Below are 18,531 nucleotides of genomic sequence, written 5' to 3' on the forward strand. Positions count from 1 at the left end.
CATGGATACTATTAAGGCCCCTTGGCACTCTTTTCTCGAAGACTGTCAACATCGGGTTAAAGTTACCGAGACTCTGCAAATATCCGGACGCGTAACACGAGTCGCAGGACTTGTTATGGAAGCTGCCGGCCTAAGACTGGCTATTGGCAGCCCTTGCTATGTCCCGTTACCTAGTGGCCACCGACTTGAGGTTGAGGTCGTCGGTTTTGGCAACGACCGATTGTTTTTGATGCCCTTGGGTGATGTCGAAGGTGTTCAGCCTGGCGCACTGGTTTTACCCACGGAATCAGTAAAATTACCGCCACAGTTTTCCATCACAAAAAAAACTGTCTCCGCCTCCGTTGAACGTGGACGCCGCTTGCCTGTCGGCGAAGCTTTACTTGGCCGTGTCCTGGATGCAACAGGACGGCCATTGGATAGCTTAGGGCCATTGCAAGGCCATACAACTGCACCGTTGTATGTGCAAGCAGCCAATCCATTACTTCGCGAACCTATCTCCTGCGTACTTGATGTCGGTATTCGCGCAATCAACAGCATGTTGACAGTTGGCCGAGGCCAGCGCATGGGTTTGTTTGCAGGATCCGGGGTAGGTAAAAGCGTCCTGCTCGGCATGATGGCACGCTACACCGCTGCCGATGTCATTGTCGTTGGCCTGATTGGTGAACGGGGCCGCGAAGTAAAAGAATTTATTGAACAAATTCTGGGCACTGAAGGAATGGCCCGCTCGGTTGTCGTTGCTGCTCCCGCTGACACGCCGCCACTACTACGCTTGCAAGGTGCCGCTTACACCACCGTGATTGCCGAACATTTTCGAGATCAGGGTAAAAATGTACTATTGATTATGGACTCTCTAACCCGCTATGCCATGGCGCAACGTGAAATTGCCCTGGCCATCGGCGAACCTCCCGCCACGAAAGGCTATCCGCCTTCGGTATTTGCCAAATTACCGGCACTGGTCGAGCGCGCGGGCAATGGGCAAGCTGGCGGCGGTTCAATCACGGCGTTCTATACCGTATTAACCGAAGGTGACGACCAACAAGATCCCATCGCCGACTCTGCCCGCGCCATACTAGATGGCCATATCGTGCTCAACCGCACATTGGCTGAAGCCGGTCATTATCCGGCAATTGACATCGAACAATCCATCAGCAGAGCCATGCATGGCATTACTAACGAAGAACATCAACTTACCGCCCGCAGGGTAAAACAGCTGATGTCCAGTTATCAGCGTAATCGTGATCTGATCAATGTTGGCGCTTATACCTCTGGCACGGATCGACTGCTTGACGAAGCGATAGTCAAGCATGAACAAATTGAACTATTCCTGCAACAAAGAATTGATGAGCGTGTCGGCATTGATCAGAGCTTGAAGGAACTTTCTACTCTATTCAATTAATTGATTCATTTGACCTTAGGCCATAATGATTCATGACTACAAAAAATGCCATTGACATTCTGACCGACCTGACCACACGGCAATCCGAAGCAGCCGCGAAGCGTCTGGGTCAGGCCAACCAGCAGCAGGATCAAGCCAAACAACAACTTAACCTGTTGATGGATTATCGTAAAAGCTATGCAGATCAGCTTCAGACACAGATGAGCCAAGGTTTAGCTGTGTCAGGATATTGTAACTTCTACCAATTCCTGGCAAACCTCGATAAGGCGGTCGCCCAACAAAACCAGGCATGGCAAAGCAGCCTCCAGTTTGTCGAAAGAGAACGCGTTAATTGGCAACTAAGTGAACGTAAACGCCTATCTTTCAACACCCTGACGCAACGCGCACAAAATACCATGCTTCGCGAGGAAATAAGCCGCGACCAAAAACAAACCGATGAACATGCAACCCGTAAATATTCAATTAAAACATGAACATTATACTATCGCCATCAATTACCAGCACCTTGCCGTCTTCACTGCAAGATTCATCAGAGGTCAACAACCCTGCTGACAATATGGCGTTTAATAACCTGTTACAAAAAGAAATATTTTCGCACCGGGAACCCACCAATAAAGCCGCTAAAACACAATCAAGCGTTAATGCAGAGCAAGACCCAGACCCGTTAGCAGTAACCGCTACAAATACGACGTCAGAAAACTTGCTTGCCCTTATTATGAATGCACGCCCTTCACCTGCACCATTAGACGCTACACAAGCTAACCCTGATACAACAACGACCCAACAACCTGCTGCAACCATAAAACTGGCAGGATCAGACCCCTTAAATACTATTGTTAGAGAACCTGCAAAAAATGCAGCCATGCAACCAGAGCCTTCATCTCTCAGCAGTCAATACACTAATGCTACGTCGACTCCAGTCGCATTAAGCAACACAGAGCCAGCATCTACAGCAAAACCGACACTATCGAAGTCATTAAATACATCTATTGAACCGCCTGCAAAACACAATATTATTGTACCCGAATCGTTAGCTGTCGATCATCAAGACGCAAATGCAACATTAAATCAAGTAATTAAAGGGCCAGTAAAAGAAAGTGTCATATCGCCAGAGTTTTTACCTACTGCTAATAATCAACATAGCGATATTACATTCTTTCCAGCCACATTAAGCACCATGCCATCGACTTTCACCATAAAACCAGCAACATCAGATACATTAAATAAAGCAATTAAACAGCCTGCAAAAGATACTGTTATTTTACCCCAACCATTATCTATGAGTCGCCAAGACACTAATACCCCATCAATTCCAACCACATTAAATGCTATTGAGCCTGAGCTTCCGGCAAATTTCAGTCGACAAGAAGATTTTTCCAGCGCTCTACAAATACAATTATCACCAGCAATCCCGGCAACAACCTATTCGTCAACCAATATCATAAACGTTGCACCCACATCAGCAACCTACGATATCAGCCCTGCATTTGACAGCCCCAATTGGGATAAGACCATTAACCAACAAGTAATCTGGATGATGCAAAACAAACTTCAAACGGCAAGTTTGACTATCAATCCTCCGCACTTGGGTCCGATACAAGTAATGATGCAAATAGACAACCAACTAGCCACAGTGCAGTTTGTATCCGCGCAACCTGAAGTTCGCGAGGCTCTGCAAAATGCCCTCCCGTTATTGACAGATATGCTCAAACAATCAGGTATACAACTTGGACATGCTGATGTTAGCTCACAAAATAAACATTCCGAATCAAGACAATCAGTTAATTCATCAAAAACCAATAAAAACTCAGTAGATACATCCGTTATAGACCCTGCCCTTAATGCACAACAGACCAACAACGCTGGCCAAGGCCTTATCAACTTAATTGTATAATATCGGCAATAATTTTTTTAACTTAATCATAAATACCTATGTCAGCTCAAATACCCCCAGAAAATTCTCCTCCACGATCCAAGAAATTACTGTTACTACTAATAATACTAATAATTATTCTGATAAGTGGAGGGGGTGCTGCCTGGTATTTCTTGATCCACAAAGCAGCTGATAAATCCGAAGAGCATCAGACTGAAGAACATCAGGCCGAAGATCATCAATCTTCCGAACAGGAAGAAGCACCAATATTTGTCGAAATGCTACCCTTTACGGTAAATTTACCGCCTGACGGTCAGTTCCTGCAAGCCACTTTTACGCTACAATTGTCTGACAGCTCTGATGCTGAGCATTTAACGCTCTACACGCCACAAGTACGTAGCCAAATATTGCTGTTACTATCTAACAAAACGGGTGATAACCTTCTACTTTTGGAAGGTAAGACGTTATTGACACAAGAAATCACCACCTTACTGAAAAAACCTCTTGATAAAGGACTAAAACCGATCAAGGTTACCCATGTTTTTATAACGTCATTTATCATCCAGTAATCATGACCGAAAAATTTCTGTCTCAAGATGAAATTGACACACTACTTACAGGTATGTCTGATGAGGCAGAGGACGCTAGCACTGCTTCAACGCAAAACCCATCTGATGCGCGACCTTATAACCTGGCCACACAGGAACGTATCGTTCGCGGTCGCTTGCCATCATTGGAACTGATTAACGAACGATTTGCCAGACAATTACATATCAATCTGTTTAATTTTTTACACCGTAGCGCAGAAGTGTCGGTGGGGCCGATCCGTACCACCAAATATAGCGAGTTCTTGCGCCACTTGGTGGTTCCAACCAATCTAAACCTGATAAACATTAATCCGCTACAAGGAAAAGCCTTGGTCGTTCTGGACCCTTTCCTGGTGTTCCAATTGGTCGATTTTTTTTTTGGTGGCGATGGCAGTATTCAGACCCGTATTGAGGGACGTGATTTTTCCCAAACTGAGCAGCGTATTATTCAACGTGTCTTGAGCATTATCTTGGAAACCCTTTCAAAAGCCTGGGAATTTATCTATTCCGTCCAGTTTGAATACGTACGTTCGGAGCTAAACCCCCAATTTGCCAATATAGCCTCTCCCAATGAGGTCGTGGTAGCGACTACTTTCCGTATTGATCTTGGAGGTCAGATTGGTGAAATGCACCTGTGCATTCCCTATAGCACGATCGAGCCTATCCGTGATTTACTTCGCTATAGTATGAATAGTGAATCGTTCACCCACGATCAACGCTGGGCACATATGCTTAATACCCAAATCCAGTTTGCCGAAGTGGAGGTTGTTGCCAACTTATGCACCATAGAGACTACCCTGCGTAATATTCTGGACATGAAAACAGGCGATATTATTCCCTTATCCATAGAGGATCTCGTTGAACTGAAAGCTGATAATGTACCCATCATGGAGTGCAGTTACGGCAAGGTCAATGGACAGTATGCATTACGTGTCGAACACTTGAACAACAGCACGGTCGAAGCCGACCAAGGAACATAACATGACTGAACAAAATCTGGCAGATGACGATTGGAGCACAGCACTCTCCGAACAAGCAGAACAAGAATCTACTCAACAATATCAAAAAGCGGAGTCTGGCATATTCAAGGACTTAACTGATAACGATGTTAAATCCAGTACCCATCCGAATATAGATTTTATTCTGGATATCCCGCTACATATCACTGTTGAACTGGGCCGCACCAAGATCTTGATCAAGAACCTGCTGCAACTGACTCAAGGTTCTATTATTGAACTTGATGGCTTGGCTGGTGAACCTTTGGATGTGCTGGTCAACGGCTGCCTTATCGCACACGGCGAGGTAGTGGTCGTTAACGACCAATTTGGTATTCGCCTTTGTGATATCGTGAGCCCGGCTGACCGAATAAATAAACTAAACCGCTAATGATGACCAATTTTTTACAGGTTATTATGCCGCTGATGCTGGTACTGGGTTTGATAGCTGGTGCTGCTTGGTTACTACAACGCCTGACTAAACGCAATAGTGGCCACACGGCCTTGCTAACCATTCAAGCAGCTATTTCAGTAGGACCACGTGAGCGCGTGGTGTTACTGGAGGTTGGAGGACAATGGCTGGTACTTGGCGTTGCTCCTGGACAAGTCAGTGCCTTATTGACGCTGCCCTCGCCTCCTATGCTAAATCCTGACACCACACTTACAACTAAGTTTGAACTAGCCCAATCGTGGCTGGAACGTTACCGGAATCCAGTAAAATGACCACAACCAGCACCGGTAAAAATCGCCTTACTGCACTAAACCATAAACGCCGCCGATATATACCGATATGGCTGTTGACGATTATAACTGTAGCCATGCCATTGGCAGTTGATGCTGCCCTGCCCATTGTTAATTCTTCGCCTATTGTAGGAGGCGGCCAAGCTTACAGTTTGAGTCTTGAACTGTTGCTGTTAATGACTTCGCTGAGCTTCTTGCCAGCAGTGGTGCTGATGATGACTAGTTTTACCCGAATTATTATTGTGCTGTCAATGCTGCGTATGGCCATTGGTACCCAAGGCTCACCGCCCAATCAAGTCATGGTCGGCCTGGCCTTGTTCCTGACATTATTTATTATGAGTCCCGTTATCGACAAGATTTATATAGATGCCTATCAGCCTTTATCGGAAGACAAGATTTCTGTTATCCAGGCACTAGAAATTGGCAGCAAGCCATTAAAAGCATTTATGCTTAGACAAACCCGCCAAGCCGACCTTGCCCTGTATGTAAAACTGTCCGACACCCCCCCACTGCAAAATGCCGAAGAAGTGCCATTTCGGGTATTAGTGCCCGCTTTTGTCACCAGCGAACTCAAAACTGCTTTTCAAATAGGCTTTGCAGTCTTTATCCCTTTTTTAATCATCGACATGGTCGTCGCCAGCGTACTCATGGCCATGGGCATGATGATGGTATCGCCCTCCATTGTCTCCCTGCCCTTTAAAATCATGCTATTTGTTCTGGTTGATGGCTGGCAACTTCTACTTGGTTCACTAGGCCAAAGTTTTGCTTAGTTAAATAACATGACACCAGAACTTATCATGTCCATGGGCCGACAGGCCATCGAAGTCACCTTGATGGTGGCAGCACCTTTATTACTGACGGCACTGGTTATTGGCCTGATCGTCAGTATCTTTCAGGCCGCCACCCAGATCAACGAAGCAACGTTATCATTTATCCCCAAACTGCTAGGTATCTTTATCGTTTTGGTACTGGCAGGTCATTGGATGTTAACTACGCTCCTCGACTATCTTCGCTTAATACTGACCAGCATTCCTGATCTGGCAGGCTAAGCCGCAATTATGCCAACTAAACTCAATTTACCTTATGCACCACAATGGTTGAAATAACGACCACTCAACTATTTAGCTGGGTTAGTGCTTTTATGTGGCCGCTGGTTCGTATCTTGGGTGTCTTTACCAGCGCTCCTTTGTTAAGTAACACCAGTTTTCCCATTCAAACGCGTGTTGGACTGGGCGTTGCGATTACCGTACTGGTTGCACCAAATCTGCCAGGTTTCCCGGAACAAGACCCGCTATCATGGGCAGGAATACTCATTCTGACTCAGCAATTTATAATCGGCATTGCTATCGGCTTTGTCCTACGAATTATCTTTACCGGGATAGAACTTGCCGGTGAAATGATTGGCATGTCGATGGGCCTTGGCTTTGCTACTTTTTTTGACCCACAATCCAAAGGACGCTCCTCATCTATCAGCCAATTCCTATCGTTTTTAACATTGATGCTGTTTATTACCAGTGATTTTCATCTATTATTAATAGACAGCTTGGTGGAAAGTTTCCGCAGCATGCCCATTGGGGTTGTTTCTTTGAGTCAAAACAGTTTTCAACAATTGGCTTATTATGGCAGCCGTATATTTAGTATCGGCATTCAACTATCCTTGCCTGTCATTACCGCCTTACTGATTACCAACATGGCTTTGGCTGTGCTTACCCGCGCAGCGCCGCAATTGAATCTATTCGCTATCGGCTTTCCGTTAACCTTGTTAACCGGCTACCTAATGCTCAATCTGATACTACCTTATTTAGCATCGCCTATACTCAATATGCTACAAGAAGGCCTGCAAATAGTGCGACAAATAACTCTTGCAGCAATCTGATTAAAATCAACAGTGTTTTATCCACGAAAAGTAAAAGCTTCGAAGCCCACTTCGTTTTGTATTTGTTCAACGTGACTTGAACTTGACTCTCTTATAAACTTTAAGAGAAGTCGGAGTAAATATCTCAAAGAAAAATAAGTCATGGTCGTTAATATAACGACATTTTCACAAGGTAATCGGCGACAGTAAAGTAAGACTCACCGCAAATTTTATTTAAGAATCACAGTTCATAGCAAAGAGTTAACTACAAACCACCTTTAATTTAAACATAAAAAAAGGCAGCTATAAGCTGCCTTTTTCGACGGTATAAAAACAAAAGCTACTTACAGCTTTTCTTTAATACGAGCCGCTCTACCTGTCAGATCACGTAAATAATACAATTTAGCACGACGGACATCACCGCGACGCTTAACAGCAATTTCACTGATAATAGGGCTGTGAGTTTGAAAAACACGCTCAACGCCAGTACCGTGAGAAATTTTCCTAACGGTAAAAGCAGAATTTAATCCGCGATTACGCTTTGCGATTACAATACCTTCAAAAGCCTGAATTCTTTCACGCTCACCTTCTTTTACTTTAACCTGAACAACAACTGTGTCACCTGGATTAAATTCAGGAATCTGTCTTAGCTGTTCTTTTTCCAATTCATCAATAATATTGCTCATTACCACACCCTATTCAACTTCACTTTTAAATTGTTGCAAGAGATATTTCTGCTCTGCACTTAAATTCATGTTTTTTAACAAATCCGATCGTCTTTGCCATGTTCTACCCAACGCCTGTTTCATTCGCCAGCGTTCTATATCAGCGTGATTACCGCTTAATAGAACATCTGGCACTGAACATTCAGGAAGTTGTTCAGGACGGGTAAAATGCGGATAATCCAACAAGCCGTTCATATGAGAATCCTGCCGGGCAGATTCCTCATGGCCAAGTACACCTGGTAATAAACGAGTTATGGCATCAATGACAATTAATGCACCAAGCTCACCACCACTAATAACATAATCACCGATAGACCATTCATCATCACAATCCAGTTCGACAAAACGCTCATCTACACCTTCATAGCGCCCTGCAACCAAAATCAATTGCGAAATATCACAAGATTCTGATAATAAGGCTTGGGTAATCGGCTTACCCTGTGGACTCAAATAAACTACTTTTGCCGTGTCGCTACCAGCCTGCTTTGCGCTATTGACTGCATCGTGCAAAGGCTGGTATTTCATTACCATTCCCGGGCCGCCGCCATAGGGACGATCATCCACTGTTCTGTGCTTGTCTTGCGTATAGTCTCGTGGATTCCATACTGACAAACTAACTATTTTTCGCTCTATTGCCCGGCCTGTTACGCCGTAACTTGCAGCTGCAGTTACCATTTCAGGAAATAGTGTTACAACATCAAAACGCATGATGATAATTAAAAGTCAGGATCCCAATCCACAATCATCCGGCCAGCATCCAGATCAATAGTAATTATTGTTTGTCCCTGCAAAAACGGAATGACCCGCTCCCGCTCTCCTTTAACAATGACAACATCATTGGCGCCTGTTTCCATCAGACTTTCAACGACGCCTAACTGAACTCCCATATTGGTTTCAACAGCCAAGCCAATAAGGTCAGACCAGTAATATTCGTCTTTTGCTACTTTGGGTAATTGGTCGGGGGTTATAAAAATATCCCAACCCATAAAGCTTGCAGCTTGGTCCCTATCAGTAATGCCGTCAAGTTGAGCAACTACTACTTTACCCTGCAACTTGCCGTCAATAACGTTAACTGATTTGGTTTCGCTACTTTTTTTCAGCAACCAGGGCGAATAATTTAAAATATTTTCTTTACAATCAGTAAAAGAAAATACCTTAACCCAGCCTTTAATGCCAAAAACGCCGGAAATTTTCCCAACGTTTATTTGTTGCTGCTTAGACAACAGATTATGCAGCGACTTTAAGTGCGTCTTTAATCAATTTTGCAACACGTTCTGAAGGTTGGGCACCATTGGATTTCCAATAGTCAACACGATCGCTATCCAAACGCAATCTTTCTTCATTACCGCGGGCTAACGGGTTAAAAAAGCCAACACGCTCTATATAACGACCATCACGGCCGCTTCTGCTATCGGTTACAACAACATGATAAAAAGGGCGATTTTTAGCGCCGCCTCTTGAAAGACGAATGGTTACCATCTAATTTCCTCAAAAACGTTTAGTCAAATTTTAATCTGCCTATTTTACGCGATTTTTAATATAAGTGAAGAATAAATTAGAAAAAATCAATACTTAATCTATATTTTTCGCGTAACCACTTGGTAAAGCAACAAAAAAAACTACTTTCTCATACCTCGTACATTGCTTTTTATGCCACGGATCATATTAGCCATATTGCCTGATTTAAACTTCTTCATCATTTTCTGCATCATCAGAAATTGCTTCAGAATACGATTAACATCCTGTAACTGCTGGCCGCAACCTGCTGCAATACGTTTTTTTCGATTACCTTTGATCAAATCAGGGTAACGTCTTTCCTGCATGGTCATGGAACCAATGACAGCGATCTGGCGAGATAACTCCTTATCATTAATTTTATCTTTCATTTCCTGAGGAACACTACTCATGCCGGGCAATTTATCCAGCAAAGAGCTGACGCCCCCCATGCTCTGCATTTGTTGCAACTGTTCACGAAAATCTTCCAGATCAAAGCCCTTGCCTTTTTGCATTTTACGGGCAAATTTTTCAGCTTTTTCCTTATCAACCTTTTGCTCAATCTCTTCAATCAGACTCAGCATATCGCCCATACCTAAAATACGGGAGGCAATACGATCAGGATAAAAAGGTTCAAGCGCATTGGTTTTTTCGCCAACACCAATAAACTTGATTGGCTTGCCGGTAACATGCCGAATAGAAAGCGCAGCACCACCTCGGGCATCACCGTCAGCTTTAGTCAGAATAACACCAGTTAAGGAAAGGGCATCATTAAAAGCTTTTGCGGTAATGGCGGCATCTTGTCCCGTCATACTATCAACAACAAATAATGTTTCGACAGGATTTATTGCTGCATGCAAGGCTTTAATTTCGCCCATCATTTCATCATCAATATGCAAACGGCCGGCAGTATCGATAATAATGACATCAAGAAACTTTTTCTTGGCCGCTTCAATCGCATTTTTAGCAATATCTATAGGCTGTTGAGACAAATCGCTGTCAAAAAAAACCAAATCAACTTCATTTGCCAGCATCTCCAACTGCTTGATAGCCGCCGGACGATAAATATCAGCACTGACCACGCCGACCTTTTTCTTTTGATTTTCTTGCAGCCAGCGGCCCAATTTAGCAACGGTGGTAGTTTTACCCGCACCCTGCAAACCTGCCATCAAAATAACGGCAGGTGGAACCGCATTGAGGTTAAGCCCTTCATTTGCAGCACCCATGACTTTGACAAGTTCAGCCTGAACCAGCTTGATCATTGCTTGTCCGGGTGACAGACTGGCTTGCACATCCTGCCCTAAAGCACCATCTTTGACACGCTCAATAAAGTCCGTAACAACCGCTAGAGACACATCAGCTTCAAGCAAAGCCATACGCACTTCGCGCAGTGTTTCCTTGATATTTTCTTCGGTCAGGCGACCCTGACCCTTAAGTTTTTTAAGAGTACTACTTAATCGATCGGTTAAATTATCAAACATATCTATGTCTTTATTGTTTAATCTAAGAAAACTACCCGCTAGTACAAATGCGCTAGGACTATTTAATCTGGTATATTACCATATACATTAAGACCTTTGCACCCGTTGCAATAACTGAAAAATTTTAAACCTGCCAATTGGGTTAACATAGCTTACCCGATACTTTTGCCAGCTTTTATATAAACCAATGATAACCACTACACTAGCCACTCTGTCAATCGGTACCTACTTGGCAAGTACCCTGCTTATTGTCCGGCATTTTAACCAGAGCAGAATGCAGCGCACAGCCCTTTATCTGGCATGGACAGCGGTTTTTACACAATTTTTATTTAAAGCTATTATTTTTCAGAAAAATAACGGCTTTAACTTCAGTTTTTTTAGCACCAGCTCACTCATTGCCATGATTGTTGCCCTGCTTTTATTGATAGCAGCACTCAATAAACCTGTCGAAAAATTAGGTATCATAATATTCCCCATTGCTGCCGGCATGCTGGTATTAGATCTTAACTTTACCGAAAAAACTCAACTATTAGCCAGCTACAACTGGGCAATGAACACTCATATCCTGACCTCCATTATTGCTTTCAGCCTGCTAAACATCGCTGCCTTGCAAGCCATCTTTCTTGCCATTCAAGACCAACAATTAAAAAGACACCCACCTAAATGCTTTATTCAGTCATTACCGCCACTGCAAACCATGGAAACCTTATTATTCCAAATGCTGGGCGCAGGAATTATATTTCTGACCATTTCATTAATTAGTGGTTTTTTGTTTATAGAAGATTTATTCGCGCAGCACTTGGTACATAAAACGGTTTTATCCCTACTGGCATGGGTGATATTTAGCGGTCTGTTAATAGGCAGAAGTCGTTACGGATGGCGTGGACAAACAGCAATACAATGGACTTTAATTGGCTTTGTATTGCTGCTTTTGGCTTATTTTGGCAGTAAACTGGTTCTAGAACTTATTTTGCAACGTTAAAGCAGGTAAATAGAAACTTAAAAAACACCGACACCATCCCTTGGACGTATAGCTATTTACGCATGCAAAAGCTACTGGAATCGTCGCTTCGCTGGCCCTTAAGGGAGATCGTACTGCTTGATTTTACTCTCCCCGGCAACTGTTCTTGCGCTGCCCTGCATCCATGCATTCTTCATTCCAAACAGGAAAGCGTGTTTGGCGCTTGTTCAACGCGTTATTTTTATTATGCAAAAAATTGTGTAGATAGCTATGCCCTTACAGGAATGGTATCCATATAACCGTCCCGCTTTAAATTGGCAGCCTGCATTATTAATTGCAGGCAACACAACAGAACAATGGAGCATTAATTTAATTTGGAAAATAATCATTAAAGCCTTATTCTTTGTAATTTTTTAATTACTTAAAATTTCACAGTAACAGCAAAGTGATTCACACTCCCATCATTGCATTTAAAAAGGGCAAAACGTTTTGAGTTTAGACAGTTATCATTCGGTAGATCGCGAACAATTGGCCAAAGACATCCGCGAACTTCATCAACAAGCTTTAGCCAATATTGGTATTGACGATTTTAAGCATTTAACAAGAATGGAACGCTGGGGCAAAATTTGCTCCATTATCGGCTATGGCACGGCCTGGATTTTCCCCAACCCCGTTTCCGCACTGCTAATCAGCCAGGGTAGTTTCACGCGCTGGACACAAGTAGGGCATCCGGTTGTTCATAAAGCATACGATAAAATTGAAGGTGTAAACAGCAATTACACCAGCAAGAAATTTGCGAAAGGTTGGCGACGTTTTATGGATTGGCCGGATTGGATGACTCCAGCAGGTTGGCATCACGAGCATGACGTATTGCATCATTACAGGTTAGGTGAAAAAAAAGACCCGAACAATGCGCAACACAATATGGAATGGCTAAGGCAATCAAGCCTGCCAATGTGGCAACGCTATGTGATTGTGGCGCTTTTTTCCGGGATATGGAAAATTGTCTATTACACACCCAGAACCCATAAGGAATTATGCTTAAATTCTGCAAGACAGCAGGGCGAGCCCGAACCTGTGATGACCCGCCTTGGCGCATGGAGTTTATTTACCAAACAGGGCAGAGGATTATGGCTACATAGTATTTTGCCTTACACAGCTTATCGCTTTGTATTGCTGCCTTTGCTGTTTTCGCCCTTAGGAAGTTTTGCTGTTATCAGCGTGTTAATTAATTCAATCCTGGCCGAAATCCTCACCAATATGCACAGTTTTCTGGTGATGATCCCAAATCACGCAGGAGATGATGTGATGATGTTTGACGAAAAAGCCAAAAGCAAAGGCGAATTTTATCTTCGGCAGATTTTAGGCTCAGTGAATTATCCAACAGGCTCTAATTTGAATGACTTTTTTTATGGCTGGTTAAATTACCAAATCGAACATCACTTATGGCCAAATATTCCATTAAGTCAATATCAAAAAATGCAGCCACAAGTCATGGCGTTGTGCAAAAAACATAATATTACTTATCTGCAACAGTCTGTTTTTAAAAGGCTGTTGAAAGCAGTTGATGTTATGGTGGGAAAAACTTCGATGCTGAGACCTGTCGTAACGTAAACCGTTAAAAAACAATTCAATTGAAAGACTCGATATTTTATTTCTTCTTGTCCTACGTGCTGAATAAATACTTTTACCAATCAGCTTTTTACTCTACGAGCGGCTTTTTACTTAACTCAATACCGCCTTCTGATACCATCAGCTGGCGCAGAGTTACGGCAATTTCCTCACCCAGCTTGGTAAGACATTGGCTTTGCATCTTAACCATCACTCCATAGTCAATGGTCGATGCCGGAAACTCATATTCGGAACGTTTATTCATGGCAGGTTTATCTTTATACTTAATAAACCATTGAGCGACTAACCGGCTCTGGCCACTGGCGTTCACATTAAACTCCAGTATATCAATACCCACTTGATAATCAACGACCTGCCGCTGTGACCACGGATAACGGATTATCCGATCCGTACCCAACTGCCGGGGCAAGGCTTTAAACAGAGCGAGAGAAATATTTTGATCCAAACGCTCTGCCCAGCGATGATCTTCAGAAAGTTGATACTGATTATCAGTGATTGCCACAATCATCTGTGGCCGATTTAGATATTCAGGAATTCGTATTGGTCCCAGACCGACTACCGGAGCTTGAGCTGTGGCAACCGCTGATGGCGTCCCAACTAAAGAGGAGTCTGCGTTAAGCATATAAAACTGTATCGGCTTACTCTCACGAGCACACCCGCTTAATAAAATAGCCGAAACAACCATACTCCATGCAAAAATAGATTTATATTTCGTTGCGCCATCAACTTCAAAGTTCATAATAGTGTTACTCCTTACCGTAAATAATCGAATCAGGATGGCGCTCAAGATAATCAGTCAAATCCTTTGTTGATTGGGCAGCATCACGCAGTGCGTTAAGCGATTGCCATAAAGGCGCATCCGGCGCAGCAAGCCCTTCCACCGAACCCAATGCATGATTTGATTCCAGCAACAAATTATTGGCCGTATTAAGAGTCTTCTCGCTGGCACTCAGCACTGGGCGTATTTCGCGGGTAAGCTCCTGAACCATCGTTCGAGTATCACTCACGGTACCGTTCATATTAGCAAGTAATGGCGTCAGGTTGCGATTCAGGTTAGCCATGAGTTTATCAGTTTCGATGAGTGTTTTAGCAAGTACTTCCCGATTTTTCTTAAGCTCATCAGAAGCTACTATTTCACGAACCTCTTTTAAAATTGCGGCAAAGTCTTTAATAATTTCCTCTATAGGTAACTGACGAAATTTAGCCAGCATTTCATCAGCAGTCGTCTTAATTTGATCCGCTGTCGCCGGAACAGAAGGCAATTCCGGTATATCTTTATAATTAAGTCCCTTTAATTTACCCGGCTCGCCTCGATAAAAGTTGAACTCTACGTAGAGTAATCCCGTCAACAAACTTTGCGTTTGTAACTGAGCCTTAAGTCCGGCATCAATCAATTGCTGGGCATTTTTCTGACGCTCTTCCAATGTTAGCGCAGCGCTAAAAGGATAGCCACTGGAATCCAGCACCATTTCCGGACTAATCTCAATCACTACAGGCTTGATAATTTGCGATTTTTTTTGATTAAGCTCCAGAGAAATTTCTTTAACAGTACCAATCTGTACCCCTTGCAACTTGACCGGCGCACCAATATTAAGACCATTTAAAGCACCATCAAAGTAGATGACGAACCGGGTTTTTTGCTTAAGCATCTGACCGCCACCAAAAATCAAGATAGCCGCTATCAGTAAAGTGAGAGAGCCCACCAAAAAAACACCGATGGTATAGGGATTAACTGGTTTACTCATAATTTACTCGTTTCCTGATTTTTTGTTACGTTAGCTGCCCGACTTTCCGTTTCTCCACGAGTGAGAAATTGGATGACTTTAGGATCACTGGATTCAGCAAGTAGTTGTTTGGGAGGACCACTGGCGATCATCGTCTTGGTTTCCGGATCAAGAAACACTGAGTTGGTACCAATCGCGAAGATGCTGGCTAATTCATGAGTCACCATGACCACAGTAGCCCCCAGATTATCGCGCAGACTACGAATCAAATCATCAAGTAGCTTGGCACTGACCGGATCCAGTCCTGCCGAAGGTTCATCGACAAAAAGAATTTCGGGGTCCAGCGCCATGGCTCGAGCCAATCCTGCACGCTTTTGCATCCCACCGCTGATCTCTGAAGGATAATAGTCTTCAAAACCTGCCAAACCCACCAGAGCCAACTTATAGGAGACAATTTCCCTTATTCGCTGAGCACCCAAAAGGGTGTGTTCAGTAATGGGCAGAGCTATATTCTCGGCCAGCGTCATTGAACTCAACAGTGCGCCCGTTTGAAATAATACACCGGTACGCTTTAAAATGCGTTGCCGAGCTTTGTTATCGGCCTGCCAAAGACTTTCTTCGCCATAAAATACATCGCCTTTAGCCGGATTTTGCAAGCCTATCAAATGCATCAATAAAGTACTCTTACCGCAACCGCTACCACCCATGATGATAAAAATATCTCCACGATTAATCGTAAAGTCCAAATCCTTTTGAATAACAAAATCACCATAAGCCATGGTCATATTTTTGATGGTAAGACACGCAGTGGTCATAACTTAAATTCCCAGACGGTTGCAGATCACCGTCATCAAGGAGTCGGCAATAACAATAAAAATAATGCCGGTCACCACGGCAGAAGTGGCGGCGTCACCAACAGCCGAAGCGCTACGTCCGCATTGCATGCCACGCATACAACCAGAAAGCGCAATCAACACGCCAAATACGGCACATTTTGCAACACCAATACTAAAATCTGTTAGATGAACGGCGCTTGCAGTACGATTGAGGTATTCCACCAGCGACACATCAAAAAAACTCACAGTCACCAGCGCACCGCCAATTATGCCCATCAAATCTGCATAAAGACAAAGTAACGGCATAATGAAAACAAGCGCCAAAATACGCGGCAAAACCAGAAATTCCATCGGATCAAAGCCCATGGTTTTGAGCGCATTAATTTCACTATTGACCTGCATCGTGCCCAACTGAGCCGCATAAGATGCTCCGGTTCTGCCAGACATGATAATCGCCGCCATCAAACCACCCATTTCTCGTGTCATGCCCAAGCCCACCAGATCGGCAATATAAATTTGTGCGCCAAACAATGCCAGCTGCACAGCGCCCACAAAAGCCAGAATCAACCCCACCAACAAACTAATGAGTGTAACAATAGGCAATGCTTGAGGCCCACAATCCTGAATATTCGTCCATAAATCGACCCAGCGAAAGCGTGCCTTACCGCGTGTCAAAGCAAATACACTAAGCGCCGTCTCGCCGATAAAAGCTACCAGTGCCTGACTATCTTTAAAGATGCGTATTCCACCGTTACCAATAACTTCAAACCATGGCATTTTAGTTTCATGACGCCTCGCGCCAGCCCTTTCAGGCACGGCATAGACCAAGTTTAACAACCCTTGAATACCTTCAGGCAACGTTGTGACATCTACTTCGATACCCTGTTTTGCGCCATAATCAACCAGACGAATCAACGCAGTCATCAATAGACTGTCCCAATGCCCCAAAGCTTCAGTTGAGAAAACAAGCCGCTTAACATCCGACTCATCGCCCAATTGCGCCAATACAACATCAAGTGTCGGAATCTCTGCTTCCAACACCCAATCGCCCACAATAGAAACCTCCAGCGTATGTCCTGTAAGACTCACATTAATTTCACAGGGAACATTGTTTACGATCATAACTGTCATGAATGAGAGGTACTTGTAAGTATTTAGCTAATATATTGATTTTAATTAAAACATACAGGCATCACATAATCATTAATATTTTTGCCTTGCCGGTATTTAATTACTGATTTGAGATAATTTTTTAATCGCTGCAAGTGCAATTAATTAAGTGGCTACACATTTTCAACTGAATAATTTCTATGCCAACAGATACCATACTTTAAAAAAGATGGTATCTGTATAAACTTTAAACCACACAAAATTGAAATTTAATTTCTGAAAATCTATTTAACAAGACAAGACATCTTCCCCTGTTTGACCCGGGCCAATTGAAGAATACTTACCGCCAACCCACTGCGATAATTTAATTTACAGAATAACCACGTCCGCTCAAGCAAGCGCCAAGAGCCCTGTTATAAAAATCTTGCGCTGAAGAAGATGCCACAACCTGGCTTTGTTCGGCTTTTTTGCTGTCAAGTTTCTGAAAGCCTCTCTTCAGACCGCCTGCCGTTGCTCCGATGGCCGCACCCTTACCCGCAGCGCCGGCGATAGCACCAATTGCCGCTCCTGCCGCCGCTCCGCGAGCGCCGCCACGAATCACTTCGCCTTTCTGCTTGGATTGTGGGGCTTGCACATTAGCCGGATCAAAACCGGATTGTTTAACTGCCCACAGGTGGCATTCATAACGATCTTTCGTAAGTTGGTCACTGCTCTGGCCTTTTGCCGGATAAACGACAATATCGCCCTGCACCGCCACAGGAAGCAGCACCGTATAACACAGCGAAATAGCAGCAATTAAAAACTTCTTACCATATGGTTTGTTCATAATACCCCTCTTTCTTATACAGCATTAACTTCAACAAAAAGCTCCTCGCAATAGCCATTATTTTAGCAACAATGCAGGGCAAAATGGCTTACTACCCAAAAGCATCGAGAAACAAGAGCCCATCAAATTACATTAACAAAAGCGACGGCTCAATTTCCGAAACTTTATAACAGATAACCGGATTTTTAATCATTGGCTTCCAAAATCATTAAGATTGCAAACGCTCCCTAACATCAAAATCGCGTGTGTAATCAATAAAATTATAGTAAAACCATGGGGGGAAGCAATCTTACTA

At 43.5% G+C, this 18,531-nt stretch carries 22 protein-coding genes; 12 read left to right on the plus strand and 10 right to left on the minus strand.

Translation table 11 applies throughout. The annotated features are described in order from the left end of the window. The first annotated feature begins 1 nt into the window (after position 1). Genes fliI through fliR form a run of 10 tightly spaced genes read left to right on the plus strand, consistent with a single transcriptional unit; the run spans position 2 to position 7,468 of the window. On the plus strand, positions 2 to 1,396 hold the full coding sequence (gene fliI / locus KKZ03_RS01530) for a flagellar protein export ATPase FliI (protein WP_243219651.1): 1,395 nt from the start codon (positions 2 to 4) through the stop codon (positions 1,394 to 1,396). 32 nt (positions 1,397 to 1,428) lie between these two features. Beyond that, the gene (fliJ, locus tag KKZ03_RS01535) at positions 1,429 to 1,869 is read left to right on the plus strand and encodes a flagellar export protein FliJ (RefSeq protein ID WP_243219652.1); all 441 of its coding nucleotides are present in this window, start codon (positions 1,429 to 1,431) and stop codon (positions 1,867 to 1,869) included. Further along, a complete protein-coding gene (locus KKZ03_RS01540) occupies positions 1,866 to 3,290 on the plus strand; it encodes a flagellar hook-length control protein FliK (RefSeq protein WP_243219653.1) in 1,425 nt (474 codons plus the stop codon). Before fliJ ends, KKZ03_RS01540 begins: the two co-directional genes overlap by 4 nt. A gap of 38 nt (positions 3,291 to 3,328) precedes the next feature. Then, positions 3,329 to 3,838 (plus strand): flagellar basal body-associated protein FliL, encoded by a 510-nt coding sequence (gene fliL / locus KKZ03_RS01545; RefSeq protein WP_256451989.1) that lies wholly within the window; start codon positions 3,329 to 3,331, stop codon positions 3,836 to 3,838. 2 nt (positions 3,839 to 3,840) lie between these two features. Further along, positions 3,841 to 4,836, plus strand: a complete 996-nt coding sequence (gene fliM / locus KKZ03_RS01550; RefSeq protein WP_243219655.1) for a flagellar motor switch protein FliM — start codon at positions 3,841 to 3,843, stop codon at positions 4,834 to 4,836. 1 nt (position 4,837) lies between these two features. Beyond that, positions 4,838 to 5,242, plus strand: coding sequence for a flagellar motor switch protein FliN (gene fliN, locus KKZ03_RS01555; RefSeq protein WP_243219656.1), 405 nt, complete (start codon positions 4,838 to 4,840; stop codon positions 5,240 to 5,242). Beyond that, positions 5,242 to 5,574 carry a flagellar biosynthetic protein FliO gene (fliO, locus tag KKZ03_RS01560; protein WP_243219657.1) on the plus strand — a complete coding sequence of 111 codons (333 nt, stop codon included), beginning with the start codon at positions 5,242 to 5,244 and terminating at the stop codon, positions 5,572 to 5,574. Before fliN ends, fliO begins: the two co-directional genes overlap by 1 nt. Beyond that, positions 5,571 to 6,362 (plus strand): flagellar type III secretion system pore protein FliP, encoded by a 792-nt coding sequence (gene fliP, locus KKZ03_RS01565; protein ID WP_371744789.1) that lies wholly within the window; start codon positions 5,571 to 5,573, stop codon positions 6,360 to 6,362. Before fliO ends, fliP begins: the two co-directional genes overlap by 4 nt. A 9-nt stretch (positions 6,363 to 6,371) precedes the next feature. Next, positions 6,372 to 6,641 carry a flagellar biosynthesis protein FliQ gene (gene fliQ / locus KKZ03_RS01570; protein WP_243219658.1) on the plus strand — a complete coding sequence of 90 codons (270 nt, stop codon included), beginning with the start codon at positions 6,372 to 6,374 and terminating at the stop codon, positions 6,639 to 6,641. A 44-nt stretch (positions 6,642 to 6,685) separates the two neighbouring features. Beyond that, positions 6,686 to 7,468, plus strand: coding sequence for a flagellar biosynthetic protein FliR (gene fliR / locus KKZ03_RS01575; RefSeq protein ID WP_243219659.1), 783 nt, complete (start codon positions 6,686 to 6,688; stop codon positions 7,466 to 7,468). A 323-nt stretch (positions 7,469 to 7,791) separates the two neighbouring features. Here the strand turns inward: fliR and rplS are convergent, their stop codons facing one another. The 5 genes from rplS to ffh all read right to left on the minus strand — a co-directional run bounded on the left by rplS (position 7,792) and on the right by ffh (position 11,147). Further along, positions 7,792 to 8,133 (minus strand): 50S ribosomal protein L19, encoded by a 342-nt coding sequence (rplS, locus tag KKZ03_RS01580; protein ID WP_243219660.1) that lies wholly within the window; start codon positions 8,131 to 8,133, stop codon positions 7,792 to 7,794. 9 nt (positions 8,134 to 8,142) lie between these two features. After that, complete coding sequence (trmD, locus tag KKZ03_RS01585) at positions 8,143 to 8,880, minus strand: tRNA (guanosine(37)-N1)-methyltransferase TrmD (protein ID WP_243219661.1); 738 nt, start codon at positions 8,878 to 8,880, stop codon at positions 8,143 to 8,145. Positions 8,881 to 8,888: 8 nt separating this feature from the next. Continuing rightward, positions 8,889 to 9,395 carry a ribosome maturation factor RimM gene (gene rimM, locus KKZ03_RS01590; protein WP_243219662.1) on the minus strand — a complete coding sequence of 169 codons (507 nt, stop codon included), beginning with the start codon at positions 9,393 to 9,395 and terminating at the stop codon, positions 8,889 to 8,891. 4 nt (positions 9,396 to 9,399) lie between these two features. Then, complete coding sequence (gene rpsP, locus KKZ03_RS01595) at positions 9,400 to 9,651, minus strand: 30S ribosomal protein S16 (protein ID WP_243219663.1); 252 nt, start codon at positions 9,649 to 9,651, stop codon at positions 9,400 to 9,402. A gap of 140 nt (positions 9,652 to 9,791) precedes the next feature. After that, complete coding sequence (gene ffh / locus KKZ03_RS01600) at positions 9,792 to 11,147, minus strand: signal recognition particle protein (protein WP_243219664.1); 1,356 nt, start codon at positions 11,145 to 11,147, stop codon at positions 9,792 to 9,794. A 187-nt stretch (positions 11,148 to 11,334) separates the two neighbouring features. Between ffh and KKZ03_RS01605 the strand changes: the two genes are divergently transcribed. Continuing rightward, complete coding sequence (locus KKZ03_RS01605; protein ID WP_243219665.1) at positions 11,335 to 12,129, plus strand: inner membrane protein YpjD; 795 nt, start codon at positions 11,335 to 11,337, stop codon at positions 12,127 to 12,129. Positions 12,130 to 12,597: 468 nt separating this feature from the next. Next, entirely contained in the window at positions 12,598 to 13,722 is a 1,125-nt protein-coding gene (locus KKZ03_RS01610; RefSeq protein WP_243219666.1) for a fatty acid desaturase, read from the plus strand. A gap of 88 nt (positions 13,723 to 13,810) precedes the next feature. Here KKZ03_RS01610 and KKZ03_RS01615 read toward each other — a convergent pair whose 3' ends face one another. From KKZ03_RS01615 to KKZ03_RS01635, 5 genes are all read right to left on the minus strand, one after another. Continuing rightward, positions 13,811 to 14,479 (minus strand): membrane integrity-associated transporter subunit PqiC, encoded by a 669-nt coding sequence (locus KKZ03_RS01615; protein ID WP_243219667.1) that lies wholly within the window; start codon positions 14,477 to 14,479, stop codon positions 13,811 to 13,813. A 7-nt stretch (positions 14,480 to 14,486) separates the two neighbouring features. Next, the gene (locus tag KKZ03_RS01620; RefSeq protein WP_243219668.1) at positions 14,487 to 15,485 is read right to left on the minus strand and encodes an MlaD family protein; all 999 of its coding nucleotides are present in this window, start codon (positions 15,483 to 15,485) and stop codon (positions 14,487 to 14,489) included. After that, entirely contained in the window at positions 15,482 to 16,279 is a 798-nt protein-coding gene (locus tag KKZ03_RS01625; protein WP_243219669.1) for an ABC transporter ATP-binding protein, read from the minus strand. The genes KKZ03_RS01620 and KKZ03_RS01625 overlap by 4 nt, the downstream gene beginning before the upstream one ends. 3 nt (positions 16,280 to 16,282) lie before the next feature. Then, positions 16,283 to 17,431: an ABC transporter permease gene (locus KKZ03_RS01630; protein WP_243219670.1), complete on the minus strand. Its 1,149-nt coding sequence runs from the start codon at positions 17,429 to 17,431 to the stop codon at positions 16,283 to 16,285. 343 nt (positions 17,432 to 17,774) lie between these two features. After that, complete coding sequence (locus KKZ03_RS01635; protein ID WP_243219671.1) at positions 17,775 to 18,236, minus strand: glycine zipper family protein; 462 nt, start codon at positions 18,234 to 18,236, stop codon at positions 17,775 to 17,777. Between the last annotated feature and the right edge of the window lie 295 nt (positions 18,237 to 18,531).

The organism is Methylobacter sp. S3L5C (assembly GCF_022788635.1).
Classification (GTDB): domain Bacteria; phylum Pseudomonadota; class Gammaproteobacteria; order Methylococcales; family Methylomonadaceae; genus Methylobacter_C.

Bases quoted from the DNA above. Each gene is read 5' to 3' on its own strand.
- KKZ03_RS01615 (WP_243219667.1), bottom strand. From the start codon at position 14,479: ATGAACTTTGAAGTTGATGGCGCAACGAAATATAAATCTATTTTTGCA.
- fliL (WP_256451989.1), top strand. From the start codon at position 3,329: ATGTCAGCTCAAATACCCCCAGAAAATTCTCCTCCACGATCCAAGAAA.
- ffh (WP_243219664.1), bottom strand. From the start codon at position 11,147: ATGTTTGATAATTTAACCGATCGATTAAGTAGTACTCTTAAAAAACTT.
- KKZ03_RS01605 (WP_243219665.1), top strand. From the start codon at position 11,335: ATGATAACCACTACACTAGCCACTCTGTCAATCGGTACCTACTTGGCA.
- fliM (WP_243219655.1), top strand. From the start codon at position 3,841: ATGACCGAAAAATTTCTGTCTCAAGATGAAATTGACACACTACTTACA.
- fliN (WP_243219656.1), top strand. From the start codon at position 4,838: ATGACTGAACAAAATCTGGCAGATGACGATTGGAGCACAGCACTCTCC.
- KKZ03_RS01540 (WP_243219653.1), top strand. From the start codon at position 1,866: ATGAACATTATACTATCGCCATCAATTACCAGCACCTTGCCGTCTTCA.
- fliR (WP_243219659.1), top strand. From the start codon at position 6,686: ATGGTTGAAATAACGACCACTCAACTATTTAGCTGGGTTAGTGCTTTT.
- KKZ03_RS01630 (WP_243219670.1), bottom strand. From the start codon at position 17,431: ATGACAGTTATGATCGTAAACAATGTTCCCTGTGAAATTAATGTGAGT.
- fliP (WP_371744789.1), top strand. From the start codon at position 5,571: ATGACCACAACCAGCACCGGTAAAAATCGCCTTACTGCACTAAACCAT.
- trmD (WP_243219661.1), bottom strand. From the start codon at position 8,880: ATGCGTTTTGATGTTGTAACACTATTTCCTGAAATGGTAACTGCAGCT.
- rpsP (WP_243219663.1), bottom strand. From the start codon at position 9,651: ATGGTAACCATTCGTCTTTCAAGAGGCGGCGCTAAAAATCGCCCTTTT.
- fliQ (WP_243219658.1), top strand. From the start codon at position 6,372: ATGACACCAGAACTTATCATGTCCATGGGCCGACAGGCCATCGAAGTC.
- KKZ03_RS01625 (WP_243219669.1), bottom strand. From the start codon at position 16,279: ATGACCACTGCGTGTCTTACCATCAAAAATATGACCATGGCTTATGGT.
- fliO (WP_243219657.1), top strand. From the start codon at position 5,242: ATGATGACCAATTTTTTACAGGTTATTATGCCGCTGATGCTGGTACTG.
- KKZ03_RS01635 (WP_243219671.1), bottom strand. From the start codon at position 18,236: ATGAACAAACCATATGGTAAGAAGTTTTTAATTGCTGCTATTTCGCTG.
- fliJ (WP_243219652.1), top strand. From the start codon at position 1,429: ATGACTACAAAAAATGCCATTGACATTCTGACCGACCTGACCACACGG.
- fliI (WP_243219651.1), top strand. From the start codon at position 2: ATGGATACTATTAAGGCCCCTTGGCACTCTTTTCTCGAAGACTGTCAA.
- KKZ03_RS01620 (WP_243219668.1), bottom strand. From the start codon at position 15,485: ATGAGTAAACCAGTTAATCCCTATACCATCGGTGTTTTTTTGGTGGGC.
- rplS (WP_243219660.1), bottom strand. From the start codon at position 8,133: ATGAGCAATATTATTGATGAATTGGAAAAAGAACAGCTAAGACAGATT.